28 protein-coding genes are annotated in these 25,015 nt (G+C 65.0%); 13 read left to right on the top strand and 15 right to left on the bottom strand.

The features are described 5' to 3' along the window. The first annotated feature begins 12 nt into the window (after positions 1-12). Positions 13-153, top strand: a complete 141-nt coding sequence (locus HZZ16_RS08065) for a hypothetical protein (RefSeq protein ID WP_197947947.1) — start codon at positions 13-15, stop codon at positions 151-153. Between the two features lie 205 nt (positions 154-358). Next, positions 359-556 (top strand): hypothetical protein, encoded by a 198-nt coding sequence (locus HZZ16_RS08070; RefSeq protein WP_197947948.1) that lies wholly within the window; start codon positions 359-361, stop codon positions 554-556. Positions 557-559: 3 nt separating this feature from the next. Here the strand turns inward: HZZ16_RS08070 and HZZ16_RS08075 are convergent, their stop codons facing one another. Further along, on the bottom strand, positions 560-724 hold the full coding sequence (locus HZZ16_RS08075) for a hypothetical protein (protein WP_197947949.1): 165 nt from the start codon (positions 722-724) through the stop codon (positions 560-562). Between the two features lie 100 nt (positions 725-824). On the opposite strand from HZZ16_RS08075, the gene HZZ16_RS08080 reads away from it, so the two are divergent. Continuing rightward, positions 825-1,196, top strand: a complete 372-nt coding sequence (locus HZZ16_RS08080; protein WP_197947950.1) for a hypothetical protein — start codon at positions 825-827, stop codon at positions 1,194-1,196. Positions 1,197-1,495: 299 nt separating this feature from the next. Beyond that, positions 1,496-1,750, top strand: coding sequence for a hypothetical protein (locus HZZ16_RS08085; RefSeq protein ID WP_197947951.1), 255 nt, complete (start codon positions 1,496-1,498; stop codon positions 1,748-1,750). Positions 1,751-1,779: 29 nt separating this feature from the next. On the opposite strand, the gene HZZ16_RS38100 is transcribed toward HZZ16_RS08085, so the two are convergent. The 4 genes from HZZ16_RS38100 to HZZ16_RS08105 form a co-directional block, all read right to left on the bottom strand. Next, positions 1,780-2,022, bottom strand: a complete 243-nt coding sequence (locus tag HZZ16_RS38100; protein ID WP_197947952.1) for a DUF6719 family protein — start codon at positions 2,020-2,022, stop codon at positions 1,780-1,782. Between the two features lie 264 nt (positions 2,023-2,286). Continuing rightward, the gene (locus HZZ16_RS08095; RefSeq protein ID WP_197947953.1) at positions 2,287-2,991 is read right to left on the bottom strand and encodes an outer membrane protein; all 705 of its coding nucleotides are present in this window, start codon (positions 2,989-2,991) and stop codon (positions 2,287-2,289) included. A 283-nt stretch (positions 2,992-3,274) separates the two neighbouring features. Beyond that, entirely contained in the window at positions 3,275-3,673 is a 399-nt protein-coding gene (locus tag HZZ16_RS08100; RefSeq protein WP_197947955.1) for a hypothetical protein, read from the bottom strand. 229 nt (positions 3,674-3,902) lie between these two features. After that, entirely contained in the window at positions 3,903-4,286 is a 384-nt protein-coding gene (locus HZZ16_RS08105; RefSeq protein ID WP_197947956.1) for a His-rich protein BRANT, read from the bottom strand. A gap of 250 nt (positions 4,287-4,536) precedes the next feature. Between HZZ16_RS08105 and HZZ16_RS08110 the strand changes: the two genes are divergently transcribed. Both HZZ16_RS08110 and HZZ16_RS08115 read left to right on the top strand, forming a co-directional pair. Continuing rightward, complete coding sequence (locus tag HZZ16_RS08110) at positions 4,537-5,079, top strand: tetratricopeptide repeat protein (RefSeq protein ID WP_197947957.1); 543 nt, start codon at positions 4,537-4,539, stop codon at positions 5,077-5,079. A 110-nt stretch (positions 5,080-5,189) separates the two neighbouring features. Then, positions 5,190-6,578: a serine hydrolase domain-containing protein gene (locus tag HZZ16_RS08115; RefSeq protein WP_197947958.1), complete on the top strand. Its 1,389-nt coding sequence runs from the start codon at positions 5,190-5,192 to the stop codon at positions 6,576-6,578. On the opposite strand, the gene HZZ16_RS08120 is transcribed toward HZZ16_RS08115, so the two are convergent. Beyond that, entirely contained in the window at positions 6,565-8,118 is a 1,554-nt protein-coding gene (locus HZZ16_RS08120) for a S10 family peptidase (RefSeq protein WP_376707557.1), read from the bottom strand. The two genes, HZZ16_RS08115 and HZZ16_RS08120, sit on opposite strands and share 14 nt — an antisense overlap. A gap of 420 nt (positions 8,119-8,538) precedes the next feature. Further along, positions 8,539-11,019, bottom strand: coding sequence for a caspase family protein (locus tag HZZ16_RS08125; RefSeq protein WP_246510006.1), 2,481 nt, complete (start codon positions 11,017-11,019; stop codon positions 8,539-8,541). A 383-nt stretch (positions 11,020-11,402) separates the two neighbouring features. Here HZZ16_RS08125 and HZZ16_RS08130 point away from each other — a divergent pair, with 383 nt between their 5' ends. From HZZ16_RS08130 to HZZ16_RS08145, 4 genes are all read left to right on the top strand, one after another. After that, positions 11,403-13,370 (top strand): autotransporter domain-containing protein, encoded by a 1,968-nt coding sequence (locus HZZ16_RS08130; protein ID WP_197947961.1) that lies wholly within the window; start codon positions 11,403-11,405, stop codon positions 13,368-13,370. A 161-nt stretch (positions 13,371-13,531) separates the two neighbouring features. Further along, on the top strand, positions 13,532-14,311 hold the full coding sequence (locus tag HZZ16_RS08135) for an NAD kinase (protein ID WP_197947962.1): 780 nt from the start codon (positions 13,532-13,534) through the stop codon (positions 14,309-14,311). A gap of 103 nt (positions 14,312-14,414) precedes the next feature. Next, positions 14,415-14,960, top strand: coding sequence for a response regulator (locus HZZ16_RS08140; RefSeq protein ID WP_008549760.1), 546 nt, complete (start codon positions 14,415-14,417; stop codon positions 14,958-14,960). Positions 14,961-14,988: 28 nt separating this feature from the next. Further along, positions 14,989-15,567 carry an Hpt domain-containing protein gene (locus tag HZZ16_RS08145; protein ID WP_197947963.1) on the top strand — a complete coding sequence of 193 codons (579 nt, stop codon included), beginning with the start codon at positions 14,989-14,991 and terminating at the stop codon, positions 15,565-15,567. 138 nt (positions 15,568-15,705) lie between these two features. On the opposite strand, the gene HZZ16_RS08150 is transcribed toward HZZ16_RS08145, so the two are convergent. The 4 genes from HZZ16_RS08150 to folE form a co-directional block, all read right to left on the bottom strand. Then, positions 15,706-16,881, bottom strand: a complete 1,176-nt coding sequence (locus HZZ16_RS08150) for a DUF2336 domain-containing protein (RefSeq protein ID WP_197947964.1) — start codon at positions 16,879-16,881, stop codon at positions 15,706-15,708. Between the two features lie 250 nt (positions 16,882-17,131). Further along, positions 17,132-18,148, bottom strand: a complete 1,017-nt coding sequence (locus HZZ16_RS08155; protein ID WP_246510008.1) for a lytic transglycosylase domain-containing protein — start codon at positions 18,146-18,148, stop codon at positions 17,132-17,134. Between the two features lie 191 nt (positions 18,149-18,339). Beyond that, positions 18,340-18,762: a phosphoribosyl-AMP cyclohydrolase gene (gene hisI / locus HZZ16_RS08160; RefSeq protein ID WP_197947966.1), complete on the bottom strand. Its 423-nt coding sequence runs from the start codon at positions 18,760-18,762 to the stop codon at positions 18,340-18,342. 26 nt (positions 18,763-18,788) lie between these two features. Next, positions 18,789-19,481: a GTP cyclohydrolase I FolE gene (gene folE, locus HZZ16_RS08165; RefSeq protein ID WP_036010520.1), complete on the bottom strand. Its 693-nt coding sequence runs from the start codon at positions 19,479-19,481 to the stop codon at positions 18,789-18,791. 252 nt (positions 19,482-19,733) lie between these two features. Here folE and HZZ16_RS08170 point away from each other — a divergent pair, with 252 nt between their 5' ends. Next, on the top strand, positions 19,734-20,189 hold the full coding sequence (locus tag HZZ16_RS08170) for an iron-sulfur cluster assembly scaffold protein (protein ID WP_197947967.1): 456 nt from the start codon (positions 19,734-19,736) through the stop codon (positions 20,187-20,189). 158 nt (positions 20,190-20,347) lie between these two features. On the opposite strand, the gene HZZ16_RS08175 is transcribed toward HZZ16_RS08170, so the two are convergent. Then, positions 20,348-21,250: a COG3904 family protein gene (locus tag HZZ16_RS08175; protein ID WP_197947968.1), complete on the bottom strand. Its 903-nt coding sequence runs from the start codon at positions 21,248-21,250 to the stop codon at positions 20,348-20,350. A gap of 255 nt (positions 21,251-21,505) precedes the next feature. On the opposite strand from HZZ16_RS08175, the gene yidD reads away from it, so the two are divergent. After that, positions 21,506-21,844 (top strand): membrane protein insertion efficiency factor YidD, encoded by a 339-nt coding sequence (gene yidD / locus HZZ16_RS08180; protein ID WP_197947969.1) that lies wholly within the window; start codon positions 21,506-21,508, stop codon positions 21,842-21,844. 94 nt (positions 21,845-21,938) lie between these two features. Continuing rightward, the gene (locus tag HZZ16_RS08185; protein ID WP_197947970.1) at positions 21,939-22,139 is read left to right on the top strand and encodes a hypothetical protein; all 201 of its coding nucleotides are present in this window, start codon (positions 21,939-21,941) and stop codon (positions 22,137-22,139) included. Here HZZ16_RS08185 and HZZ16_RS08190 read toward each other — a convergent pair whose 3' ends face one another. Genes HZZ16_RS08190 through HZZ16_RS08200 form a run of 3 tightly spaced genes read right to left on the bottom strand, consistent with a single transcriptional unit; the run spans position 22,140 to position 24,978 of the window. Continuing rightward, positions 22,140-23,096, bottom strand: coding sequence for a PDR/VanB family oxidoreductase (locus HZZ16_RS08190; protein ID WP_197947971.1), 957 nt, complete (start codon positions 23,094-23,096; stop codon positions 22,140-22,142). Next, the gene (locus HZZ16_RS08195; RefSeq protein WP_197947972.1) at positions 23,093-23,614 is read right to left on the bottom strand and encodes an MOSC domain-containing protein; all 522 of its coding nucleotides are present in this window, start codon (positions 23,612-23,614) and stop codon (positions 23,093-23,095) included. The genes HZZ16_RS08190 and HZZ16_RS08195 overlap by 4 nt, the downstream gene beginning before the upstream one ends. Before the next feature lie 50 nt (positions 23,615-23,664). Then, positions 23,665-24,978, bottom strand: a complete 1,314-nt coding sequence (locus HZZ16_RS08200) for an MFS transporter (protein ID WP_197947973.1) — start codon at positions 24,976-24,978, stop codon at positions 23,665-23,667. Positions 24,979-25,015: the final 37 nt, after the last annotated feature.

Raw genomic sequence — 25,015 nt, forward strand, 5'->3', positions numbered from 1 at the left:
GGCAGCGAACCTATGTACGTCATTCGTCTCGTCGAGACCATGTGCTCCACCACGCCCAAAGAGAAGGCCAAGATCGTCGCCGGCGCGGTGACGGCCGTCGTCACGACCGCCATGCTGTTCGTGTTCGCGCTCGGCCTGGTGCTGTCGCACTAAAGCGCGATGCGATTAGGATTAATCGTCATCGCGCTTTAGGTTGTTGTTTGAGCATGATCTTTTCGGAAAACCGCTACACACTTTTCCGGATCATGCTCTAGGCGCGATCCAAAGCCCTGTTCTCGCATCCACAATCGCCGGTCCGGAACCGGGTCCTACCGTCAGCCGTTGTCGGCACATGAGGATCCGGGAAGAAAATCGAAACATGATTCTGCTGGCGACGGTGACGCTGTGCTGTAGCGCAGTGGCCGGCACGTTGGCGCTGCTCGAGCCGGCGCCGGGGCGGGCGCCCGACAAGCTGGTCGCGGATCGAGCCGACCCCACCCCGCGCACGCCTGCTCAGATCCCGGTTCGGGTGGTCGGCGCGCCGTTCGAGCCCAACGTCAATCCGCGCGAGCGGTAGCGCTCACCTCGGCGAGGCCTTCGCGCCCTCTTCGGGCCGGCCGTGCACACGCGCCAATTCCTCGACCAACGCGATCACCTCCGCCCGCTTGTCGGGCGGCAGCGTCAGGAACGCGCGGATGAGCCTCAGGCCCTCCGCCTCGTTCGGTCGTTCTTTCGATGCATCCATCTGCCCAGTGTCGGACCACCGGGAAAAATATGCAATCCCTTGCAAACAGCCTTGATTCGAAGCAGCCGCTTTGCTGGAATGCGCACAGCTGAGGTGTATCATGAAATGGATCAGGGAGCGCGACGAACTGATCGCGCAGACACTGGCCTTCGTCCAATCGGTGACCAGCAGGAAGGATGACGTCCTTCAGCCGGAGACGCCCGCATTTGGCCCAGCCGTCGAGATGGAGATCGACACCGTGGAGGCGGTCGCCGCCGAGATCGAAACGCCGCAAGCCCCCCTTCCGCCGCGGCCCGCGCCTCTGCTGCCGCGGACCAGCGGCGATTTCCGCAGCGAGATGCAGGCCCGCATCGCCAATTTCCGCAAGCACCAGGAGCGCTTCGAGCGCGAACGTGAGGAATATTGTGCGGCGACCCTGACCAAATTGCGTGCCGCCATCCGCGACGGCTCCGGCCCATCGGCCGAAAAATAAAGTCCCGCCAGGGACCTACAGCCAGGACCAGACCAGCCAGAGATTGGCCGCGCAGGCGCCGAACAGCGCCAGCGTGAGCGGCAGGAGCATGTGCCCGCAGGATGTGTTCAGGTCGCTCGTCATGGCGGAAAACATCCGCTGATTCCGGCCGAAGAGTCCCAGGGATTCTTTTTTTCGGGATTCAGGACTCGTTAAGGACTCAAGGGTCGATCGCCACGATCACGGCCCCGTGATCGGCCCGGTGGCCGGAACCCTACCCCCCGTGAGCTCGTTAACGGGCATTCTTGGAGTCGGGATACATGCCCTACGCCCTCTTCTGCAATGACGCTCAGATCAGCAAGGCCTATCCGAGCGAGGCCGACGTCTGGAAGCTCGCCCAGCGAAGTGGTCTCGTCGTGGACGTCACGACGGACGCCGAGCGACCGGGACCGCGCCGGGTGCTCGACAACGACTACAAGATCGAGCCGTGCCAGGCGGCCCAGGGCGAGGACCCCGCCAAGAACAAGGCGGAGGCCGATCGGCAGTCGAGGATGGAGCTCGAGCTGATTTCCTGAGTTCCGGCACGAAAGCCGGAACCGAAAGCTCAGGGGGTGGCGGCCGCAAGCGAGGCCTGCTCGCCCGGCATTGCCACGCAGGCCTTGCGGCGGTGCAGCCCGCGGATGGCGCCGGTGACCTTCAGCACCTTGCCCGACGGACAGGAGGCGTCCTTGACGAAGGCGACCTCGTAGGGTGCCAACATCAGAGGCTCGGATCTGAGGATTGTCTGTGCAGAGCACGGCAGGCAGGCGAAGCACGAGAGCACCACTGCCGACACCAAGATACGCATGTCCGTCGTCCCACCTGCCCGGTAATTGTCATATAACGCGTTCCGGAGCGCGAGTTCCGTAAACCGCAAAAATTATTTTTGCTTTACGCCAGCCCCATGACGCGCGTGAGAAGGCGCGCCAGCATCGTTTGCAAGCAAATGACGCGCCAGATGGTTCACGGAAGGCGAAGAAAGCGCCGCAGGCGGGAAGCCGGCAGACGAAAGGCCGGCGAAGCCGGCCTTTGTCAGGTCTTGGATTGTCAGGTCTTGGATCGGCGCTGACCGTCAGTACCGCGAGGCCGCCGGGCCGCCCCAGCCGAAGCGGTAGTTCACCCCCACCTTGACGGTATGGTCGTCCTCCCGGCCACGAACGCCGACGATGTCGGCCGGGCCGGAGGTGAAGGTGGTGCTGCCGAAATTGTAATACTGGTACTCGGCCTTGGCCGACCAGCTCGGCGCGAACATGTATTCGAGGCCGGCGCCGACCGTATAGCCGTCCTTGTTGTTGCCGGTGGTGGTGAAGGCCTGCGGCACCCCGGCGATGTTCACGCCAAGGCCGTTATTGCGCCAGGCATAACCGCCCTTGGCGTAAAGCAGCGTCGGTCCCCAGGTGTAGCCGATCCGACCGGTCACCGACCCGATCTGGTCGGTGTTGGAGGTCACCTGCGTACCCAGCGGGAAGGTGACGCCGTTGTTGTTGGTCGGCAGCCAGGAATACTGGGCCTCAATGCCCACCACCCAGTTGGGCGCGAACTGGTAGTCGAAGCCGCCTTGCACGCCGCCGAGGAAACGGGCGTCGCTCGACTGGAAGCTGTTGTCGCCGGCAAACGCGCCGCCGACATGGCCGCCGATATAGAAACCGGTCCAGTTATAGATCACCTGCGGCGGCGTGGCCGGAGCCTTGGTGTAGGTGCGCGGCTGCATGTCGGCGGCTGCGGCCGGCGCGGCCAGCGCCAGCAGAGCTGCTGCACCCAGCAAGATCGACTTCATGATCATCCCCGTTCTTTCATCACGACACTCGGGAAACAACGTGGCGTGAATTGGGTTGCTCCGCGGCGATGCCGGAACGTTGATCGTTCGTTACTGTGACGGGGTGGCAACAACGCGATTTTGTTCCATCACGCGCCCTGCCCCAACCGTCTTTGTCGCGAGCGCAAGACCCGCCGTAACGATTCGTCGCAAGTCGAAGCCACCCCGTTCAAAGCTCGCCGAAATGTGATCCAGCGGCTCCGGCTCTTCTGTCTAGCACCGGGCGATGAAGGCTGCCTTTGCGCTACCGCGTCATCTTTTCCAGTTCCGGAAACGGTGCGTAAACCGCACCGGCGCAGAGATCGCTGGTCTGATCGACCACGCGGTCCGCCCGGCCGTTGACGAAGATGACGGCCCGCTCGCGCATGCCCTTGTAGCTCCCATCCGTCTCGCGCGGGATGAAGTGCAGGCAGCTGACGTAGAACTGCCGGCCGCCGACCTCGCGCTGCACCGGCTCGGCCATGCCGGCATTGCGCACGCCGACCGGATTGTTGAGATAGGCCCGCATCAAGGCCAGCGTGTCGCTTCGGAAGTTGTCGGGAAACGGCTGCGGCCCGCCGGCCTGGGTCCCGCCCATGAAAGTCGGACGGTCACTGTCGCTGCCGAAACATGCCGCAAGCACCAGCGGCACCGCCAGGATCATTGCACATCTCACCAATCGCCCCACAGGCCCCGCTCTCCGCTCGAACAGATCAGGAGACGTTGTAGCCCCAAGCCTGGATGAAGGGAATTCGCTTGCAGAGGCTTAAAACAGCGCACCGGCCAGCCGCCGACACCTCGGGCTTCCGCACGAGGCGCGGCAACGGGCCAGGCCTGACGTCCGCGCGCGGCGGCGGGGCAATGCCAGGGATGCCGCCGCGCGGGATCAGTCGTCAGTTGCGCTTATCAGACGTCGCGGGCTTGGTCGCATCCGGCTGCGCCTTCTGCGACTCCTTGGCCGTGACCTGCTTGTCGTGATGGCGATGCTTGCGCACGGTCTTGTGCTGGTCGGTGTTGACCGCGGCGTTCGCGTCCATCGCCTTCGACTTGCCATCCACCTTGGCGTCCGCCTTGACGTTGGGAGCCTTCACGTCCGTGGTCTTGGCGTCGGCCTTGACGCCGGCTTCCGGTTTCGCGGGAGTGGTCGCCGCCTTGGTCTGGCTCTGGTCGGCCTTGATCACCGGCGCGGTCGTGGTGGTCTTGCCGGCCTCGGCGGCCAACGCCGGGGCTGCGATCACGGAGGTTGCGAGCAAGGCTGCAGAAATGGTCTTCAACATGGTGGTCTCCTCTTGGAAGGATCATTAGGCGGCGCCCTCTCGCCTACCCGTTGATCGTGGGGAGGAGCCTAGGCGAGGGGCACTGAACCCAATCTGAAGTCCTCTGCAGGCTTCCGTTCATCTCGATGACAAGTTTGTCATCCGCGGCTGGGCGAATAGGTCGTGCGGCGCCGGAATGTTTTTGCCCGAGAGGTGTTCCGGTCTTCGGGCAATCGTGTAGGATCGCCACGTTCCATACCGGAGAACTTAGATGCGCAAACTCTCAATGCTCGTTGTGCCGGGACTCGTCGCCGTGACACTGGCGGCCGCGCCGGTGCTGTCCAGCGCGTACGCCGCGGGCGGCGACGACCCTTCGTCGCCGCCGAAATCGGACACCTCGACCAAGAAGGGCAAGAAGAAGAGCTCTTCCGTCAGCGACCCCAAGTTCCTCGCGGCCTACCGCACCGCCTATGCCGCGATCTACGACAAGCATGATTACACGGGCGCGATCGACCAGCTGAAGTCACTCAAGCGCGACGACGTCGCCGACGTCGCCAACCTGATCGGTTACTCCTATCGCAAGCTCGGCGACTACCAATCGTCGAAGGTCTATTATGAGCTGGCGCTGAAGGATGATCCGAACCACATCCGCACCTGGCAATATTACGGCCTCTGGCAGCTCGAGCAGGGCAACCGCGAGCAGGCGCAATATCACCTGAACAAGATCGCCTCGCTCGCCGGCACCGGCAGCTCGGAATATCGCTCTCTGGCCGAAGCGCTCGACAAGCCAACCGGTGCGGCGCTCGTCTACTGAAGGCATCGCATCTTCGAACGACGCGAAATGGGCACGACCTTTCAGGTTGTGCCCGTTCTGCTTTCTCGGCTAGCCTCGCGCACCGACCTCCCTCGCAAACCGGTAGCGCAATGGACACGTGGCTGCGATCCGCGATCGACTACATCGGCTCCTGGATCGAATACCAACTGACGACGATCCAGCAGCCGGGCGTCATCGTGGCTTTCGCCCATCGCGGCGAGGTCGTCGCCGAGCATGCGTTCGGCCTCGCCAATCTCGACACCGGCGAGAAGCTCACCCCGCGTCATCGCTTCCGCATCGCCTCGCACTCCAAGAGCTTTACCTCGGCCGGCATCATGAAGCTGCGCGAGCAGGGCAAGCTCCGGCTCGACGACTGTGTCGGCCAATATGTCGCCGGCCTCGATCGGCGCGTGGCCGAGACGACCATCGCGCAAGTGCTGTCGCACAGCGCGGGGCTGACGCGCGACGGCGCCGATTCCGGCCAGTTCATCGACAGCCGCCCCTATCTCGACGCGAAGGAGCTGCTTGGGGAATTGAAGCTGCCGACCGCGATCGAGCCCGGCACACGCTTCAAATATTCCAATCACGGCTTTGGCCTGCTCGGCCTCGTGATCGAGGCTGTTGCGAAGGAGCCCTACTCCGTCTGGATCAAGCGCGAGATCATTGCACCGGCCGGCCTGCGCGAGACGGAGCCGGACACACCGCTTCCCAAGGGCGCAGCGTTCGCGCGCGGCCACACGCGAAAGGTGCCGTTTGGCGAGCGCTGTGTGATCCCGGGTGACAATCCCGCACACGCAATGGCATCTGCCGCAGGCTTCGTCGCCACCGCCGCCGACACCGCCCGCTTCTTCGCACAGCTGGCGCCCAATGCGAAGAAGAGCGTGCTGTCAGTCGCGAGCCGCCGCGAGATGACGCGAAACCATTGGCGCATCCCGCAGAGCTTCGAGGCCCATTATGGCTTGGGCGTCAATGCCGGCAAGACCGATGGCTGGGACTGGTTCGGCCATGGCGGCGGTTTCCAGGGCTATATCTCGCGGACCTGCTCCATTCCCGCTTGCGAGCTTGCAATCAGCATCCTCAGCAACTCGATCGACGGCGCGGCGCCGTTCTGGATGGACGGCGCGATGCAGATCCTGCGCGTCTTCCAGACCCGCGGCGCACCCGACCGGCGCGTGCGCGACTGGACCGGTCGCTGGTGGACGATCTGGGGCGCGACCGATCTCGTCCCCGCAGGCAACCGCGTGCTCGTCGCCAACCCGCAGTTCAACAACCCGTTCATGGATGCCGCCGAGATCGAAGTGACCGGCCGCGACACCGGCAAGCTCGCCTGGGCTGCCGGCTATTCCAGCCACGGCGAGCCGGTGCGCCGCATCCGTGACAAGCGCGGCAAGATCAGCGACATCTGGATCGCCGGCGCGAACGTGAAGCCGGAAAAAGTCGTCGCACGCGAGATCGCGCGCCGGTATCCGCCGCGCAAGCGCCGGCCTACTCCCGAATGAGCGCCTCGACCTCGCTTCGGAACGCCTGCCGCGACCCGTCGCGCGAATAGAACATGTGGCCGCCGGGATAGACGACGAACTTCACTCGCTGCGTCACGAAGGCCGGCAGCTGGTCGAGCACCCGCCTCGTTCCGAAATAGGGCGTGGCGAGGTCGAACAGGCCATGCGTGACCAGCACGTTCAGCTTCGCATCGGTGGCGAGGATCTGGCGCAGCTCGGAGACCGATTGCGGCGGGTTGATGCCGCGGCCGAAATCCCAGTGACCTTCGACGGCGCCGTTCAGGACTTCATAGGAGCCGTCGGGCCGCCAGTTGAGCTTGCGCGAGAGCACGTCGACCGCGGCGCTCGTCAGCGGTGCCTGGAGCGCATCGCCGGAGGGATCGCCGAATCGCGAGCTGCTTGAATCGGGATAGGGATCGAAGCCGCGCACCGAGGCATCGTAGCGTCCGGTCACCTTGCCGTTCTTGCGGTCGAATTCACGACGGAATTCACCAACGTCGAAGCGGCCGGCGAGGCGGCGGCTCACCGCCTGGTCGATGCCGGTGAGCTCGGCGACCTTGTCGGCCAGACGCGTCGTTGCCTCCTTGTCCGCCTCGCCCTTGACGAGGTCGGTCAGGAATTCGCCGCGCGCGTAAGCCTCGACGTCGGCGAGGTCGGTGCGCTTGACCGGACGTTTGGCTTCGCGCGCCACCGCCACATAGCTCGGCAACGTCGCGACATATTGCAGGAGGCTCGTGCCGGTGAACTCGCGGAAATCCAAGAGCGGCGAGACCAGGATCAATCCCCTGACGCCGACGCCGTGCTGGAGCTGCAACTGGCGCACGACCTTGGGGCCGCGAATGCCGCCATAGCTTTCGCCGGCGACGTATTTCGGCGAGGTCAGCCGCTCGTGCTTTTCGAGCCAACGTCGGATCACGAGCGCGATCGAGTTGGCGTCGCCGTCGACGGAGTAGAACGATTTGCGCGCGTCCTCGCCGCTTGCGACGAACCGGCTGTAGCCGGTGCTGACGGGGTCGACGAAGACGAGATCGGTGAAGTCGAGCCAGGTCTCCGCGTTGGGCTTCACCTCGGGCGAGGCCGACGGCGACAGGGCCTCGCCATCGAGCGGCAACCGCCACGGCCCGGCGGCGCCGAACTGAAGCCAGGCCGAGGACGCGCCGGGCCCGCCGTTGAACAGGAACGTCACCGGACGCGTGGTGCGCTCGGCACCGTCGAGCTGGTAGGACGTATAGGCGATGTCGGCCAACGGCTCGCCTTTGCCATCGAACACGCGGATCGAGCCGGCAGTGGCTGTGAAGTTGAGGGTCCGGCCGGGCAGATCGAGCGTCTGCTTCGTGGTCGAATCCGGCGGCAGACGGTGCGGCTCGGCCGCGGACGACGACGTCTGCGGCGCGCCTTGCGCGCCACCGCCGCGCCCCCCCTTCTGTCCGGCCGGCGCGGCCGCCTCGGAGCGCGGCTGCGGTTCATCCGCATGCGCAAAGCCAGCGAACGCGACCAACGCGAGTGCCAGACCTAAGCGACGCAGCGCCGATCGACGCATGACCATGACAGCTCTCCGTGTTCGGCGGAGCTCGACCGCGGCCCCGATCGCACGGGAGACCCTAGCCGGAAATTGCGACGCTTTGGGAATCGGAGCCCTAAAAGCCGATGCCGAGTATCAACACGAAATCGCGACGACACCAGAACCCGCGGCAGGAAGTATCCGTCGTTACCGAAGCAACATGAGTCGGCGGGCGGACGCGCACGATGGCCGACCGGGCGGCATGCAAGGCCCGATGCCCCGACGCGAAGGGTCTCGCGATGCGTCCCTCGCCTTGCTCGGCAGCAGCAGGCGCAGCCGCAGAAATCGTGACCGCCGCCGATGCGGCCGCAGCAAGCATTAGCGAATGAAACCGATTCATGTCCCGCTCCGTCCCTCGCCCCGATACCAGCCAGCTAACGCCGCCGGCCGCCGATCGTTTCAGAACCCGACGCCGATCATCGTGCTATGACCGCCGCCACCACTCACGATGCTCGGACGTGCGACAGCCTGCTGCCGGGCACGCGGCGCATCATTCTCGGGCCTCGCACGCCTGACCGGCTCGCGGTCAGCTTCGCGGCTCGTCTGCTTGCGGCGCGGCTTGTCCTCGTCCTCGTTCTTGCGCGAGGCGGTTGCGGCCGGCGCCGGTTTGTCATTGGCGACGCAGAGGTCGCCCTTCAGCGTTTCGTCGCCCTTGCACTGGATCGGGCAGACGCGCGTGGCGCGCTTGGCGAGCTCTCCGACCAGATCCTGAGTCACGCTGATCTTGTCGGCCTCTGCCGGCTGGCCGCCGATGGCCAGATAGCGGACGAGCGCGGCTTTGGTCGGCTCGCTCAGCTTGCCGTCGGGCTTGCCGGTCAGACATCCCAGTCGGACCAGTTCGGTCTGCGCCGAAGTGACGAGCTGAGGCGAGTTCGGCTGGGTCGCAGCCCGCTTGGCGGCCTCTGCATTGAAACGGTCGATCGCGGCGACGACGAGCGGCCCGAGGCGGTCGCAGGTGACCGTTCTGGAGAATGCCTTGAGGTCGTCGATGCCCGTGCCCTCGCTGCCCTTGGCGACGATCGCGTCGAGCTTGCCCTGCTGGTCTTTGCAGGCGGCTTCCCTGGACGCGGCGAGCTCGGCCGCCTTGCGCGCCTCCTCGGCCTCCTTCGCCTGCTTCTCGGCCGCCGCCTTCGCGGCAGCGGCCGCGGCTGCCGCACGATCGCGCTCGGCCTGCTCGGCCTTCTGCCTGGCTTCCTGCGCCTTGCGCTCCGCCTCGGCCGCCTTGGCGAGGCGATCTGCTTCGGCGGCTGCGGCGCGGCGTTCGTCCTCCAGACGCTTCTTCTCGGCTGCGCTGGCCTCCTTGGCGGCGGCGATCTCGGCCTTCTTGCGCGCATCCTCCGCATCGCGTGCCTGCTTCTCCGCGGCGGCCTTTGCTGCAGCAGCCTCCGCCGCAATCCGGTCGCGCTCGGCCTGCTCGGCCTTCTGCCTAGCTTCCTGCGCCTTGCGCTCCGCCTCGGCCGCTTTGGCAAGGCGCTCGGCTTCGGCTGCAGCGGCGCGGCGTTCATCGTCCTGGCGCTTCTTCTCTGCGGCAGCGGCGGCCGCAGCCGCCCTCGCCTTCTCGGCCGCCTCAGCTTCGCGGGCGCGGCGCTCGTCGTCCTCGCGCTTCTTCTGTGCGGCAAGCTCGGCCTTCTCCGCGTCCGCCTTGCGCTTGGCCTCCTCTGCAGCCTGGCGCGCCGCCTCGCGCTCGGCGCGCGCCTTGTCCTCGCGTTCCTGGATCGCCTGTTTCAAAAGATCAACGCGCTGCTGGGCGGTGATCGCGAGCGGCGCGTCGGGAAATCGCCTGATGAAACGCTGCAGCACGGGGATGTCGACGCTGTCCTTGATCTTGTCCCATTCGATCTGTTCGCGGGTGGGCGGCGCATCGCGGCTTGGCGGCGCCGATTGTGGATAGGCGGCAACCTGGATATTGGCCGACGGCGCTTGCGGCTGGCTCGCCAGTGCCTCGATCTGCGCCCGCGCCAGCTCGGCATAAAATCCGGTCGGATGAGTCGCGAGGAAGACCTCCCATGCCCGCCGCGTGCCGATCTTCTGTACCAGGTCGTAATCCGCCTTGACGTCACTGACGGGCGCCTCGCGCGGCACGGCCGGCGCCGGCACCAGCGAGATCGTGCCGCCGCCGAGCGCACCGTAAACATATGGCTCCTGGCGATTGGCCGTCGCCTTCAAGACTTCGTCCCTGACGCGGCCGAAGGCAAGGCGAATGTCGAGACCAGGGACGGGAAGATTCTTGAGGATCGATGTGGTGAACGGACTGTGATCGCCATCGCCATCATCCGCCGTCGAGCCGGCCTTCGCCGCATAGGCGATCAGCGTATCGGTCATTGTGGGCTCGACCTTGCCGAGACCGCCACTGACCGCGCGGGTCGGAAGGTTGCGCCGCTCGCGCTTCATCGTGCCGACGAACGGATTGTCGCGGCAAGCATCGAGAATGATCAGACGAAGCCGCCTTGCGCCATCCGCCGAGGAGACAAGCCGCTCAAGCGGGATGGCCTCGTCGTCGGCGTCGCGGTCGGAAGCCAGCCTCGCATCGACCGGGATGAGATAATTGGTGCCGCCGATCTCGAGCCCATGTCCGGCATAATAAACGACCGCGATGTCGGCCTGGTCCGCCGTGGTCTCGAACTTGCGGATCGCGCGCTTGAATTCGAGGTTGCCGACATCGTTCAGCGTCTCGACGGTGTCAAAGCCGGCATCGCGGAACATCTTCGCGACCGAGGTGGCGTCGCGCGATGGATTGGGCAATTGCGGGACGGAGTGATAGAGCGAGTTACCGACCACCAGCGCCACGCGCCGCTCGGCGAATGCGCAATCGCTCGACAGGACCACGGCCAGGAGGGTCCCGCCGATCATCGCCATCGCTGCGATCAGACGCCGGAGCATCATAAAATCCATGCCGAGCGTGCGCTAATGCGCCGATCCTGATCCCTTGCAAGGGACTCGGCATTCACGCGCTGGCCCGAAATTCGCTAAATCTATTCATGTTTTATCGCCGCAGACCGCCGCGATCAATGCGCCGGAGCGGCTGCTCACAAAAGGTAGTCCGGGCATCCTGGTCCCTGCGTGATGCACATCACAGCCTGTGGGGCCATGCATGCGACATCCTGCCACATGTGGCGACTCCGGTACAGCCGATTGGAAATCGGCCGTGGATCACACCGAACTCGCATCGCCACGCTTCCGGTGCAAGCGTTGCTCCTTTAGCTTTGTGTCCGAGTGTTGCTGCGTCTGTTGATTCCTTATTTTTCGATTGTTGGGGGCTGGGAATGAGGCAGTTTGTGCTCAGGCTGACCGGGCGGATCAGCAGCACGAAGCTCCTGTCCGCTGCCGTGGTTGCGCTTTCGCTGAGTTCGTCCGCAGCCTTCGCGCAATGCACCGGCGCCGTCACAGGACCGGGCGCGGGATTCTTCGGCGCACAATTGGCGGCGATCTCGGCGTCGACCGGCGCGGCCTCCGGGTCAGTCGCCGGTGCTCTCGGCACCACCAACACCGCATTCCTCACGCAGCAAGGCAGCGCATTCGTCTCGGCGCCCGCCGATCCGAAGCCGGAGCAGCCCGGTGGGGGCGTCTGGATCCGTGGCGTCGGCGGCGAGGTCACCAACAAGTTCACCTCGACCTCGACCGGCACGGTCAATGCCGGCGTCCTCAATCCGGTGCTTGGTGCTGCATCGAACTTCAATTGCGCCAACTCGGTTCATCAGAGCTTCGGGGGTGTTCAGGTCGGGCAGGACATCTCGCGTCTGAACTGGCGCGGCTGGAACGTTCACGTTGGCACCACCGCCGGCTATTTGTCGTCCAAGGCCACCGACAATGCGGGTGGCAGCACGAATTTCGAGGTCCCCTTCCTCGGCGCCTACGTCGTCGCAACCTACGGCCGCTTCTTCGCGGACATCATGGTGCGCGAAGAGTTCTACCGCGCCGACCTGACCAATGTCGGCGTCGGGCTGTTCAACCAGCAGATTGGCGCACGCGGCACCTCCGTGTCGGCCTCGGTCGGCTACAATTTCGCCTTGGCCAACAATTGGTTCATCGAGCCGTCCGCGGGCTTCACCTGGTCGCGGACCAATGTCGACGACTACACCTTGAGCGGCGGCGCCGTCTCGCAAGGCATCGTCTCGACCGTGACCACCTCGCCGATCGAGAGCAAGATCGGGCGCTTCACCGTGCGTGGCGGCACGACGATCACCTCGGGCAACCTGATCGTGCAGCCCTTTGCCTCGGTCAGCGTCTTCCACGAATTCGCCGGCGACGTGACCTCGTCGGTCAATAGCCTGAACGCCAGCGTGTTCGGCGTCGTCCCGATCGCGATCTCGCAGAACACCAGCACGAGCCGGGTCGGCACCTACGGTCAGTACTCGCTCGGTGTTGCCGGCCAGCTCGTCAACACCGGCTGGCTCGGCTTCGTCCGCGGTGACTATCGCAACGGCGAAAACATCGACGGCTGGACCGCCAATGCCGGTCTTCGCTACCAGTTCACGCCGGAACAGATCGCCTCGATCATGCCGCTGAAGGCGCCGGCCAAGGCCGCCGGCACCGTTATTGCGCCGACCAACTGGACCGGCGTCTATATCGGCGGCTCGCTCGGTGTCGAATACGGCAAGACGGACATCCGCTTTGTCGGCGATCCGATCGACGGCAACAATCCGCGCGTGTTCGGTGGCCTCGGCGGCATCCAGGTCGGCTATAATTACCAGATGCCCAGCAACTGGGTGCTCGGCGTCGAGGGCGACTTCGCGGCGACGAATTTGCGCGGATCGCGCACCTGCACCACGGTTCAGAACCTCGCGCTGCTGCTCAATTGCCAGAACTCGTCGGACTGGATCGCGACCCTTTCCGGCCGCGTCGGCTATTCCTGGAACCGCACCCTGATCTACGCAAAGGCCGGCGGCGCCTGGGCCCAGGACCGCACCAACGTCAATTGTGTGTTCGGCCCGCTCAATGGCACCGTAGTCGGCATTTTCCCGCTCGGTCCCTGCGTCAACCAGTTCGGTGGAGCCACCAACGGCTTCAGCAGCAGCGGCTATCGCAGCGGCTGGCTGATCGGCTACGGCACCGAGTTCGACCTCGGCAAGAACTGGTCGGCGAAGGCCGAGTACGATTACATCGATCTCGGCAGCCGGACGTCGCTGATGAGCGATGGCGTCACCACGATGCGCGACAGTGGCAGCCTGTCCCAGGTCAAGATCGGCGTGAACTATCGCTTCACCCCGGGCGCCGTCATCGCAAAATATTGATCCGCGGCAATCGATCCAATCTTTACCCTGAATTGAACCGGGCGGCCGCCCAACCGGCCGCCCGTTTGCTTTGCAGAGCGGCCTCCTCGACAATACGGGCTCACCTCGTATAGACGAGCCCGGCGGAACGTTCCTCGAGCCAGCGGCCCTGCCGAGACGCCATGACCAAGCCTTCGCGATATGACCAGATCGCCTTCGTCGCCAGCCCGAGCAACGAGGCGCAGGCTGCCTTTGGCCAGCTGACCAGGGACTATGGCAATTGCGATCCCGACGAGGCCGACGTGGTCGTCGCACTCGGCGGCGACGGCCTGATGTTGCAGACGCTGCATCAGAACATGCGCACGGGAAAGCCGATCTACGGCATGCATCGCGGCACCGTCGGCTTCCTGATGAACGAATATTCGACGCACGATCTGCGCGCGCGGCTGGAGGCGGCCCACGAATCCGAGATCAATCCCCTCCTGATGCGCGCGACCGACGTCAACGACCACGTCCATCTGCACCACGCCATCAACGAAGTCGCCCTGTTCCGGCAGACCTACCAGGCCGCCCGCTTGAGGATCTTGATCGACGAGCGCGAGCGCATGTCCGAGCTGATCGCGGACGGCATCATGGTGGCGACGCCGGCCGGCTCAACGGCCTATAATCTCTCCGCCCAGGGACCGATCCTGCCGATCAACGCCGCCCTGCTGGCGCTGACCCCGATCAGCGCCTTCCGTCCGCGCCGCTGGCGCGGCGCGCTGCTGCCCAACACGGCCTATGTCGTGATCGAGGTGCTGGAGGGCGAGAAGCGGCCCGTGGCCGCCGTCGCCGACCACTACGAGGTGCGCGACGTCCGCCGCGTCGAGGTGCTCTCCGACAAGACCATCGCGATGCGGATGCTGTTCGACCCCGGCCACAGCCTGGAAGAGCGCATCCTGCGCGAGCAGTTCGGGTACTGAACCGCCTGTCCTGCGACGCCGCCCCAGGGCCTGGCCGCAACCCTTCGTTAACTCCCGACACGATATGGTTAACGAAGGTTGACCCGCTTTTGGCCCGGGCGTCATGTTCCGTATCGACTTCAACAAGCTGCGCTTCCTCGTCTGCGACGACAATCCGCACATGCGCCGTATCCTGCGGACGCTGCTGCATTCCTTCGGCGCGCGCGAGGTCTATGAGGCGGAGGACGGCGCCACGGCGCTCGAAATGTACAGCCATTACGTGCCCGACATCGTCATCACCGACTGGGCCATGCCGATCTTCGACGGGCTCGAGCTCGCGCAGATGATCCGCCAGCCGGAATCCAAGGGCAATCCCTACGCACCGATCATCATGCTGACCGGACATTCGGAGAAACGTCGCGTCACGGTCGCGCGCGATGCCGGCGTTACCGAATTTCTGGCCAAGCCGATCTCGGCCAAGGGGCTCTATCAGCGCATCCTCAACGTCGTCGCCAATCCCCGCCCCTTCATCAAGACCAAGACCTATTTCGGCCCCGACCGGCGCCGCAACACCAACTCCGCCTATATGGGCCCGGAGCGCCGCGTCGGCGAAAAGCACGAGGTGCTGCAGCAGCCCTCGCTGCTCGACAAGGCCCGTTCCTCCATCTAGCGCAACCTCTTCAGACGAGGCAGGCATCATGGCGAAGAACAGCGCAAAGGACATCGAGGTCAAGGCCTTCGCCACGCACCAGGTCATCACGCAGCCCAATCCGCTGCGCAAGGTCCTGCGCCGTGTCGAAGAAAAAGACCTGGACGACCCGGTCGGCCGCGCCGAGCAGGCGCTCGCGAGCCTCTCCGGCGAGTTCAAGGACTGGATGGCGATCGAGGTCCAGCGACTGTCCGCTGCCTGGACGGGCGTGCAGAAGGACGGCTTCACGAAGAAACTGCGCGACGAGCTGTTCCACGCCGCGCACGACATCAAGGGCGATGCGGCGACGTTCGGATTTCCTTCAGCGGCAGGCATCGCCGAAAGCCTGTGCCGCGTCATCGAGCACGCGCCTGACCTGGAAAAGGTGCCGGCCGAGCTGTTCACGCACCACATCAACGCCATTCTCGCCATCGTGCACGAGAACACCAGGCTGGACAGGATCAGCGTCTCGGCCGAGCTCAGCCGCCGCCTGCGCAAGGTCGCCGACGATTATCTTGCCCATGTCAACCGCGACCGCCCCGAGCATCTCGAGGTGATCCTCGCGCCGAGCATCGCGCCGGCGGAATAAGGCTTCACTCTCTCCTCTCGTCATTGCGAGCGCAGCGAAGCAATCCAGACTGTCCCCGCGGAGGGATTCTGGATTGCTTCGCTGCGCTCGCAATGACGGAGTTTGTCGCTTCCGGCCTGCCTTATCGCGAAATTCGAACTACGCCGCGATCAGATCGTCATAGACCGGATCGACCGCATCATCCGCGACCAGCTCGTCACAGAACAGCCGTGCCTCTTCGCGCGCGGATTCGGTGGCGAAGCGGCGCAGCAGGACCATCAGCGGCTCGGTGGCGCCGCGATCGGACTCGCAATGGGTGAGCACGCGTTCGACCATACGCCGGCGCAGCCGCACCGCGCCGTCGTCGCTGTCGACGAAGCCCTGCTCGTGGCAGGCATCGAGCGCGACCTGGAACGCTGCAAACGTCGCCTCCGGAAGCCCAGCGCGACGGAGCAGCGCCTGCATGCTGTTGCCGCCGCGCTCGTGCAGCAGCGCCGAGACGCGCGCCAGCGGCAGATCGGCGAGCTCGGCGAGCGCCGTGTCGAACAGGTCGAGATTGCCCGACAGCAGCGCGCGCAGGATCAGGCCCGCCGTCAGCTGGCCGGTGATGCGCAAATGCCGGACCAGGCCCTGCATGTCATCGCCACGCGAGCGCGCCGCGATGTTCATGGTGGAGCGGTCGCGCGCCTCGATGGTGATGCGGTCCGCGCGGTCGGCGCTCAGCCAGTTCCGCGCCACGACGAATTGCGCCAGTGTCTCGGAGAGCTTTGCCACCAGCGCCGCACGCGTTGCGGCCGGCAGATCCTCCAGCACCAGCATCGCCTCGCGGATCGCGGCGAGATGGCCGTGACGCTCGACGATCCGGTCCCAGGAGAACGGGGCGAGCTCGGCGTGGGGGTTCTCGATCAGCTCCAGCGCGGCAGCGGCGCAGCCGACTTCGGCGATCGCGGCGCACACCGACACCGGCAATGCGATGCGGCGGGCCACCGCGCATTGCACCTCCTCGCTGCCGGTCGCGACGATGTCGACGAGATCGGCGTCGATCAAGAGCGGGGAATGTTCGAGCACCGGCAGCGCGACCGTCGGCTGATCGGCGGACAGCGCCCGCACGATTGAGGCCGGCGCGTCAAGGCTGCGGGCAAAGGCTTCGGCCATCGCCTGGCGCACCAGCGGCGAGGGATCGTCGAGCAGCATCAGAAGCGCGCCTTCGGCGGCGATGCGGTCGTCTGCAGAAAGGTCGGAGATCAGCCAAGCCCGGGCCAGCGCCCGTGTTGCCTCGGCCCGCTCGCCTGCGGGCGCCGTCCTGATCCAATGAATGAACTGCCGAACAATCATGCTGCTTCCGGCTTACACAACAAACGAAAACGATGACGGCTCGTCACCTGCAACACAAAATAAACCACGACGCTTAACAAAGCGTTCACCATAACTGGCTGGTTTCATTGACGATTTGTTAAGGGAACAAAGCCGCGGCGCGCGGCACACGCGACGACGAGAGCTCCCGCCGCCCCTCCGTGGACGCAGCTGCGCACACGATCTCGATCTTGTACACGGACGTAACGCGGCGTCCGGGGCAAGTGTGAAGCTAGCTCGAGAACGTGCCGCTGCGATCACTGAAGAGATCGAGCGGTTGCGGCGGCCGCACGTCCGGCGTTGCCGATGCGACCGAGGTGAGCGAGGCATTGTTGCCCCATAGTTTCTGCACCGTGGTCGAGACCGGCTGCGTGGCATCGCCAGGTTGATAGATTGAACGAAACACCGGCGTGCTCGGCGCATTGTCCGCGACATGTGTCGACGTCGCGCTGACGGGCGTCACGGTGCGGGTATTCGGGAAGGTCTGGAGATAGGCGGCGTTGTCCACGACGGGCGCCGTGGGCACCACTGCGTTGGCACTCGCGAGCTGCGTGGTCGAGGGCGTGCCGCCATACATCGCCATCGCGCTGCGGGTCACCTTTGAATTCGCCGCGCTGGCATAGCGGGAGTCCAGGACCGAATAGACCTCGGAGACACTGCGGGCGCGGCCGTCCTTGGCATAGAAGATCGAGCGGTTGGCGGCCGCCGCGTTGGGAAACAGCCGCGCGCCGACGGCTTGCGGATTGTCTTCGGCATTGGCGATGAGCTTTGCGGCGCCGCCGACGCCCATGAAATGCGCCATGTAGAGCTCGCTGTCGCTCGGCCTGCGCCCGAGCAAACCGGTGAGCTTGAAGCCGTTGGACTGCGTCAATGCCGCCGCCATGGCCGAAGCGGCTTCGGGGTCGTCGCGTAACTTCATGATCGACCGCTTCTTGACGGGATCGTCGACGGTGTAGGTGCCCGATGACGTCCTGGTGATGGCGTCGGCGTAGCTGCCATAGCCGAGCTGGGCGCCCGCCTCCTTCACCGTGCCGAGCCAGGTCTGGTCGATGAACTGGTAGAGCCCGTGCGCCGACGAGGTGGTGGCTCCCGCCGTCGGATCGAAATCCGATTCCATCTTGGCGGTGGTCAGCATGTACTGGAAGCTGACGCCCGTGATGTTCGAGGCCTGCTTGATCGCACCGGCGACACGCGCCCGCGACGGATCGAGGCCGGCCGTCTGCGTGGCACTGAAATTGTCGATCGACATGATGGAGTGCCCGCCCCGCGCGGCGCTGAACGACGCCGGCAATTCGGCGCCCGTCGTCTCACCGTGGGACAGGTATGGTTAAGGCGGGGTTAATTCAGGTTTGCCGGTCATTCCGGAGCGGCTCGAACAGCCAAATCCGGAATCTTGAGATTCCGGTTCGCGCTGTCGCGCGCCCCGGAATGACAAGGTTGCTACTTCTTGTAAACGTCGTTCGGATCGAACAGCCGGTCCGCCTCGGTGAAGACCAGCCTGGCTCCTCCGCCCTCGGCCTCGACCTTGCGGTAGAAGCACGACCGCCGGCCGGTATGGCAGGCCGCACCGATCTGCTCGACGCGGATCCAGACCGCATCCTGATCGCAATCGGTGCGTATCTCGACGACGCGCTGAGTCTGACCCGACGTCTCACCTTTTCGCCACAAGGCATTGCGCGAGCGGCTGAAGTACCACGCTTCGCCGGTCGCAATGGTCTTGCGCAACGCCTCTTCGTTCATGTGCGCGACCATGAGCACGTCGCCGGTAGCGACGTCGGTGGCAACGACCGTCACGAGGCCAGCGGCATCGAACTTGGGCAGGAAGGCGAGGCCTTCCTCGATCTCATGGGAATGAGCGGACACAATAACTCTCGCCGGTTTTCGCGAGGTCAGCGCGTCGTGCCTCGCACCAGGGACAGGAAACGGGCCTGCTCCGCCGGATTGTCGCGGAACATGCCGGTGAAACGGCTGGTGAAGGTGGAGGCGCCATGCTTGGCGACGCCGCGCACCGACATGCAGGTATGCTCGGCCTCGATCAGCACGGCAACACCGCGAGGCTTGAGGACCTCGTCGATCGCGGCGGCGATCTGCGCGGTCAGGTGCTCCTGGGTCTGGAGCCGGCGGGCGAAGATGTCGGTCAGACGGGCAAGCTTGGACAAGCCGACGACGCGCTCGACCGGGGTATAGGCGATGTGCGCCTTGCCGTAGAACGGCATCATGTGATGCTCGCATTGCGAGGTGAACTCGATGTCGCGCACCAGGACGAAATCGTCATAGCCCGCCGTCTCGCCGAAGGTGCGGTCGAGCACCTCGGCCGGGCACTGGTGGTAGCCCTGATAGAGCTCGTCAAAAGCCTCGACGACGCGGCGCGGCGTGTCGAGCAGGCCCTCGCGCTCGGTGTTCTCGCCGATATAGGCGAGCAGCGTCTTCACCGCCGCTTCCGCCTCGGCGCGCGCGGGGCGCGGCTGGTCGGCGCGGACGGCGGCCGCGAGGAATTCGGCAGGATCAAGCTCGGCCGGGCGGCTCTCGGGCTGCCGGTCGGAGGGCTTGCCCGGGCGGATGGATTTGATTGCAGCGTCCATATCGACTCCGTTCGACGGCCTAACGGCCGGAGTGTCACCGGCAGACGGGGCGGCCAAGCCGCCGGACGCCTGAACAGAACAGTTTCGGTGCAAAAGTCCCGAGGTCACAACGCCGGCAGCGCAGATCTGGATCACCGCCGCCGCACCGCTGGACTGTTTTTCCACCAGTTCCGCCCCTATATAGGACCGTGGGCGGCGCCCGCCAAGGCCGATCCGGCCCGGACGCGGGTAGGACGTGTTGGACTCCATCACATGCTGAACGACATTTACAACAAGCGGATCATCGAGCTGGCCGGGAATATTCCGCGCCTCGGACGGTTGTCGGACCCCGATGCCTCTGCCACCGCCCATTCCAAGCTGTGCGGCTCGACCGTGAAGGTCGATCTCAAGATGAACGGGGACACCGTCACCGACTTCGCGCATGACGTGAAGGCCTGCGCCTTGGGCCAAGCTTCTTCATCCATCATGGCAAGTCACGTGGTCGGCTCGACTGCGAGCGAACTCCGTGAGTTACGCGAAACCGTTCGCAAAATGCTGAAGGAGAATGGTGCGCCTCCTCAAGGCAAATGGGAGGAGATCAAGTTCCTCGAGCCGGTCCGCGACTACAAAGCGCGCCATGCCTCGACGCTTCTCACCTTCGATGCCGTGGTTGATGCCATCGGCCAGATCGAGGCCAAAACCAAGCAGCCGGCCGCAGCGCAAGGCTGAGCCTTCCTTTCGATGTCATTCGGGCGCGGATGCAGCGCGAACCTTAGTGCGCAATCGCGCACCTCGGGTGCGCAATTGCGCACCTGGGGATCTCGCGCTCTAACATCTGAATTCCGGGTCCGTCGCTTTGCAGCGCCCCGGAACGACAGTGGAGAATCTTACTTCTGCTGCGCCGTCACAGCCGGCGTGACAACGCTGCCGGTCGGCACCACGGCTTCCGCCGTCTTGGTCGACTTGGAAGACTGCGCCTGCTCCGGTTCCGCGCCAAACCTGGCTTGCGTCTTCGGTGCAAGCTCCGCCATTGCCGGCCCCGAGATGTCGACATGCGGGAGCACGTCAGCCACGAGATCCGTCGTGACCAGATTGGTGAGCTTGAGTTCGCCGGCGTCGAGCTCGTGCAGGTCCTCCCAGGGCGGGACGCTGAGCGCGATCGACAGCAGGTCCCCGGCGCCACCCATGTCGAAGGTGTACTTGGCGAGCCGGCCGATGTCCCGCTCCACGATCATCAGGTCCTGCGCGCTGTAGCTCGCCGCCTTGGCATCATCGGCGCGGTCGCCCATCCAGATCTGGTGAACCCGGACATGGGCGGCTTCCGGCACGTAGCGCTTCTTGCCGGCCAGCAGCAGGAACACGCACATCGATTCGCAATAAGCTTCCGGTGCGACCGCCGGGCGCGTCGATGGGCCGCCACGGAGGCTTACGCCGACCGTGGTCAAAAGCCCGAGATTGCGAAAACGCCGGCCGAGGGTGATCGCGTCATTGACGGAACCGCCGCTGGAATCGAGCACCACGGTGGCGCCGCCGAGCTGCCGGCCGCGCGAAAACTCTTCGAAGTCTTTGGGCGTATCGGCCGTGATGATGCCGACCGCGCTGATCCAGCCGCGGCAGTTCGGCTCGCAGGCGACCCAGCTGAACTTCATCGGCAGCTTGCGCTCTTCGAGGACAGCGCCGGCGCGGGCCGACGATCCGAATGTCGCGACGGCACCTGCCAGCGCGACTCCACAAACGGCGGTTCCCACCAGCAACCAGCCGCGAAGATTAAGGGAGTTCAGAAGTCTCAATCTGGTTCCTTCCCCAAGCCCTAAAGCCCCAAGGTCCCCAAACAATCCCCGGTAGCGCTATCTGAGTCCATCATACAGGCGTATGTTTCTACACACGGCCGTCATAAAAATGGTATCCGGGCGAATACAGATCGTCCACAGATACTTGCTGCACTGCTCCCAAAAAACACGCAAAATATGGCGCGGAAACAACAACTTATGGTTCCCTGCGCTGGAACCAGGCAAAGCCTCGCTCAACATCGCAGCACAACGCACATGAAGCATTCAGCCTGCGAGCATTGTTCCAGTTCCGTCGATGGTGTGCTCCGGCTGCCGCGCAGATTCGGCCGTGGGCTGATCTGGCTCTATCGCCACACGCTGTCGCCCCTGGTCGGGTACAATTGCCGGCACCTGCCGACCTGCTCCGTCTATGGCGATGAGGCGATCGAACGATTCGGGCTCTGGGCCGGCGGCTGGATGACGCTCGCGCGCCTGCTCCGCTGCAATCCCTTCGGCACGTCCGGCATCGACAACGTGCCTCTCACCGCTCCGCGAGGCGCACGTTGGTATCTGCCCTGGCGCTACGGCCGCTGGCGTGGGGTCAATGCATGCTGACGTTTGCCGCGGTGCTCTGAGCAGCGCCGCCCTGACCGGAACCTTGGACTTTCCGCCCGCGTTGTTTTGATGCTCCCCACGGGAGGAAACAACAATGCGCTGGAAAATCAGCCCGCATTTCAAGCCTGGTCCTCATCTGGATCACAAGGCACACGATCCGAGAACCATCGACCTGCTCGCCATCATCGCTTTGCTCGCACTCGTCCTCGGCTCCGGCTGGTATCTTGCGAGGAGCCTTGCGACACAGCCGAGCACGACGACGTTCATCGTGCCGAGCCAGAGCGTGCATTGGTAATTAGAGGTCCAGCACCAGCCGGTCGGAATCCGAGCCGGCCACGCACACCATGAGATAGCGCTCGCGCTCATAGGACGACAGGATGCGGTCGCGGTGAACCGGCTTGCCCTCGATCCAGCCGACCTTGCAGGCGCCGCAGATGCCGCCGCAGCAAGAGGTCGCAATGTCGATGCCTCCCTCCTGCAAAGCGGCCAGCATGGTCTGACCGGCCCGCACGTGAATCTCGCCGCCCGAACGCGCCAGTGACAATGTGAACGGTTTGGCGTCGGGATCGATGACCGGTGGTGGCGCGACGAACCGCTCGATATGGACACTCGCCGCGGGCCACACTGCGGTCAGCCGCTCGAAGTCCTCGATCATGCTTTCCGGGCCGCAGCAGGCGACCAGGGTCCCGGGCCCGCCTTTTCCGACGAGCGCGGCAAGATCGGGACGCCCGGCGCGGGACGTCCGATGCACAATGATGCGCCCCTCCTCGACCAATACGCCGAGGTGCGCGGCAAGCGGCACCTCCTCGCGAACGATCAGATGCAGCGTGAAGTCAGCTTGCTTCGTTCGTTCCAGATGCCGAGCCATGGACAAGAACGGCGTCACGCCGATGCCGCCGGCCAGGAACACGTACCGTCCGAAGCGAGGTTGCGGCTCTAGTCCGCCCCGTGGCAGCGACACGCCGATGACGTCGCCGATGCCGACTTCGTCGTGCAGCGCCCGCGACCCGCCGCGCCCATCCGCTTCGCGCCTGACCGCAATGACATAGCGCGCGCTGTCCGCGGGCTCATTGCACAGCGAATAGGTGCGGACCAGCCCGTTCGGCAGATGCAGATCGATATGCGCGCCAGGCTTGAACGGCGGCAATTCCCACCGGTCGGGATCGGCCAGCGTGAACAGTTTTATCCCTGTCCCCGCCGCCTCGATGTCGGTAACGACGGTCTTGACCGTCGTAATGGGGCGCGCGCTCATGCCGCGTTCCGTACGATGTCGCCGACCGTGACGGTGCCGCCTTGCAGGATCCTGCAGTTGAGGCCCGAGCGGTTGATGAGGGGATCAAAGATCGCCTTGCCCGTGATCTCCTCGATATGCCGGCACGGCACCGACAGCCGGGTGGCTTCCAGCAGGGTCTCGCCCAGCCAGAAGCGGCGGCCGACGAGATGATTCAGCGGCACGCCCTCCACCGTGACGTTCCGCCGATGCTCTTCCGGGCCGAGCTCGATCCCGGCGTCGCGCTTCAGCGCAACCAAGGTCTCGAGCTCGAACAGGGTGACCTGCCGGCCCTCCTCGGGCTTGTGCGAGTAAAACCCCTCTTCGTTGCCGATCATGTAACGGTCGCCCTCGATTCCCTTGCCGGCGACGAGGGTGAGCGTCTCGACTGCACGCATTGGCAGGAACGCGCGCGGGGCGAGATGGAGGAAGCGCACCACGCCGGTCCAGCCGAGCTGTGCTGCGCCCTGGGCCGGAGCGGCGTTGATCGTATTGAGCATGACGAATCCTTGTGAGACGTGGTGGCGCCGCCGGCGGCGGCGCCGGGGGATCAGGTCAGTTCCTTGTTCGCCATCTCAGGGGCGAACGTGGTCGCGGTCGCGGTGATGGCGGCACAGGCGATCAGCAGCAACGAGACCGGCCAGGTTGCGCCGCCGCTCCAGGCCATCAGAGTGGCTGCAATCAGCGGCGTCAAGCCGCCGCTCAGGGCTGCTCCGACCTGGAACCCGAGCGAGGCGCCGCTGTATCGCAGGCGCGCGGTGAACAGCTCGGAGTACCAGGGCGCGCCGATGCCGAACATGACCATCTGACCGAAGGTGATCGCGACCACGATGGTGCAGATGACGATGGTCGGGTCGCGAGTGTCCAGCAGCCAGAACAGCGGGAAGGCAAACAGCGCCGAGAACAGACAGCTTGCATAGAACATCGTCTTGCGGCCGAGAAGGTCGGACAGCCAGCCGAACAGCGGGATGGCGAGCAACGCGACCAGCGACGCGGCGAACGCCCCGTTCAGCACGACCGCACGCGGCAGGCCGAGATTGGCGGTGGCGTATGACATGACGAACACGCCACCGATGCTGGCATAGGCGATCTCGGAGATCTTCAGACCGACCGCAGTGAAGAAAGGCCGGCGGTGATGTCTGAAGATCTCGACCAGCGGTAGCTTTGCCACCTCCTTCTTGGCCTGCACCTGACGGAAGGCCGCAGTCTCTTCCATGTTGAGGCGGATGTAGAGACCGACGCCGACCAACAGGACCGAAATCAGGAAGGGAATGCGCCAGCCGTAAGTCATGAAGTCAGCTTCCGGCAGGCTCGCCACCAGCGCGAACATGCCGATCGCGGCAAGATTGCCGAGGGGATTGCCGACCTGCACCATGCTGCCGAGCAGACCGCGGCGGTGCGTCGGGCAGTTCTCCACCACCATCAGCACTGCACCACCCCATTCGCCGCCGAGACCAATACCCTGGAGGAAGCGCAATCCGAGCAGCAGGAGCGGTGCGGCGATGCCGATTTGCTGGTAGGTCGGAAGCAGGCCGATCAGGAAGGTGCCGATGCCCATCACCATGATCGTGATCGCGAGCATCGCCTTGCGGCCGACGCGATCACCGTAGTGCCCGAAGATCGCAGCCCCGAGCGGCCGCGCCAGGAAGCCGACGGCGTAGGTGCCGAAAGCCGCGATGGTGGCGAGCGTGGCGTTGCCGGCGGCGAAGAAGACCTTGTTGAACACCAGCGCGGTCGCCGTGCCATAGATGAGGAAGTCATACCATTCGACCGCGGTGCCGATCACGCTCGACCACACGATCCGCCGCAAGCTCGCCGCCTCGTCCGGCGCTCCATTCAGGGTTACGTCGTCTGCTACGGTCATCGATCTCTCCAAAAGGTACCGGCGCCAGGGAAAAGCA

This window comes from Bradyrhizobium glycinis (assembly GCF_016031655.1).
Lineage (GTDB): Bacteria > Pseudomonadota > Alphaproteobacteria > Rhizobiales > Xanthobacteraceae > Bradyrhizobium > Bradyrhizobium glycinis.

Excerpts from the sequence above, each read along its gene's own strand:
- HZZ16_RS08070 (WP_197947948.1), top strand. The coding sequence starts at position 359 with ATGATTCTGCTGGCGACGGTGACGCTGTGCTGTAGCGCAGTGGCCGGC.
- HZZ16_RS08095 (WP_197947953.1), bottom strand. The coding sequence starts at position 2,991 with ATGAAGTCGATCTTGCTGGGTGCAGCAGCTCTGCTGGCGCTGGCCGCG.
- HZZ16_RS08190 (WP_197947971.1), bottom strand. The coding sequence starts at position 23,096 with ATGAGCGCGCGCCCCATTACGACGGTCAAGACCGTCGTTACCGACATC.
- HZZ16_RS08185 (WP_197947970.1), top strand. The coding sequence starts at position 21,939 with ATGCGCTGGAAAATCAGCCCGCATTTCAAGCCTGGTCCTCATCTGGAT.
- HZZ16_RS08110 (WP_197947957.1), top strand. The coding sequence starts at position 4,537 with ATGCGCAAACTCTCAATGCTCGTTGTGCCGGGACTCGTCGCCGTGACA.
- HZZ16_RS08155 (WP_246510008.1), bottom strand. The coding sequence starts at position 18,148 with ATGTCGATCGACAATTTCAGTGCCACGCAGACGGCCGGCCTCGATCCG.
- HZZ16_RS08065 (WP_197947947.1), top strand. The coding sequence starts at position 13 with ATGTACGTCATTCGTCTCGTCGAGACCATGTGCTCCACCACGCCCAAA.
- HZZ16_RS08130 (WP_197947961.1), top strand. The coding sequence starts at position 11,403 with ATGAGGCAGTTTGTGCTCAGGCTGACCGGGCGGATCAGCAGCACGAAG.
- HZZ16_RS08195 (WP_197947972.1), bottom strand. The coding sequence starts at position 23,614 with ATGCTCAATACGATCAACGCCGCTCCGGCCCAGGGCGCAGCACAGCTC.
- HZZ16_RS08150 (WP_197947964.1), bottom strand. The coding sequence starts at position 16,881 with ATGATTGTTCGGCAGTTCATTCATTGGATCAGGACGGCGCCCGCAGGC.
- HZZ16_RS38100 (WP_197947952.1), bottom strand. The coding sequence starts at position 2,022 with ATGCGTATCTTGGTGTCGGCAGTGGTGCTCTCGTGCTTCGCCTGCCTG.
- HZZ16_RS08105 (WP_197947956.1), bottom strand. The coding sequence starts at position 4,286 with ATGTTGAAGACCATTTCTGCAGCCTTGCTCGCAACCTCCGTGATCGCA.
- HZZ16_RS08075 (WP_197947949.1), bottom strand. The coding sequence starts at position 724 with ATGGATGCATCGAAAGAACGACCGAACGAGGCGGAGGGCCTGAGGCTC.
- HZZ16_RS08125 (WP_246510006.1), bottom strand. The coding sequence starts at position 11,019 with ATGCTCCGGCGTCTGATCGCAGCGATGGCGATGATCGGCGGGACCCTC.
- yidD (WP_197947969.1), top strand. The coding sequence starts at position 21,506 with ATGAAGCATTCAGCCTGCGAGCATTGTTCCAGTTCCGTCGATGGTGTG.
- HZZ16_RS08140 (WP_008549760.1), top strand. The coding sequence starts at position 14,415 with ATGTTCCGTATCGACTTCAACAAGCTGCGCTTCCTCGTCTGCGACGAC.
- folE (WP_036010520.1), bottom strand. The coding sequence starts at position 19,481 with ATGGACGCTGCAATCAAATCCATCCGCCCGGGCAAGCCCTCCGACCGG.
- HZZ16_RS08145 (WP_197947963.1), top strand. The coding sequence starts at position 14,989 with ATGGCGAAGAACAGCGCAAAGGACATCGAGGTCAAGGCCTTCGCCACG.
- HZZ16_RS08100 (WP_197947955.1), bottom strand. The coding sequence starts at position 3,673 with ATGATCCTGGCGGTGCCGCTGGTGCTTGCGGCATGTTTCGGCAGCGAC.
- HZZ16_RS08135 (WP_197947962.1), top strand. The coding sequence starts at position 13,532 with ATGACCAAGCCTTCGCGATATGACCAGATCGCCTTCGTCGCCAGCCCG.
- HZZ16_RS08120 (WP_376707557.1), bottom strand. The coding sequence starts at position 8,118 with ATGCGTCGATCGGCGCTGCGTCGCTTAGGTCTGGCACTCGCGTTGGTC.
- HZZ16_RS08080 (WP_197947950.1), top strand. The coding sequence starts at position 825 with ATGAAATGGATCAGGGAGCGCGACGAACTGATCGCGCAGACACTGGCC.
- HZZ16_RS08115 (WP_197947958.1), top strand. The coding sequence starts at position 5,190 with ATGGACACGTGGCTGCGATCCGCGATCGACTACATCGGCTCCTGGATC.
- HZZ16_RS08170 (WP_197947967.1), top strand. The coding sequence starts at position 19,734 with ATGCTGAACGACATTTACAACAAGCGGATCATCGAGCTGGCCGGGAAT.
- HZZ16_RS08200 (WP_197947973.1), bottom strand. The coding sequence starts at position 24,978 with ATGACCGTAGCAGACGACGTAACCCTGAATGGAGCGCCGGACGAGGCG.
- HZZ16_RS08085 (WP_197947951.1), top strand. The coding sequence starts at position 1,496 with ATGCCCTACGCCCTCTTCTGCAATGACGCTCAGATCAGCAAGGCCTAT.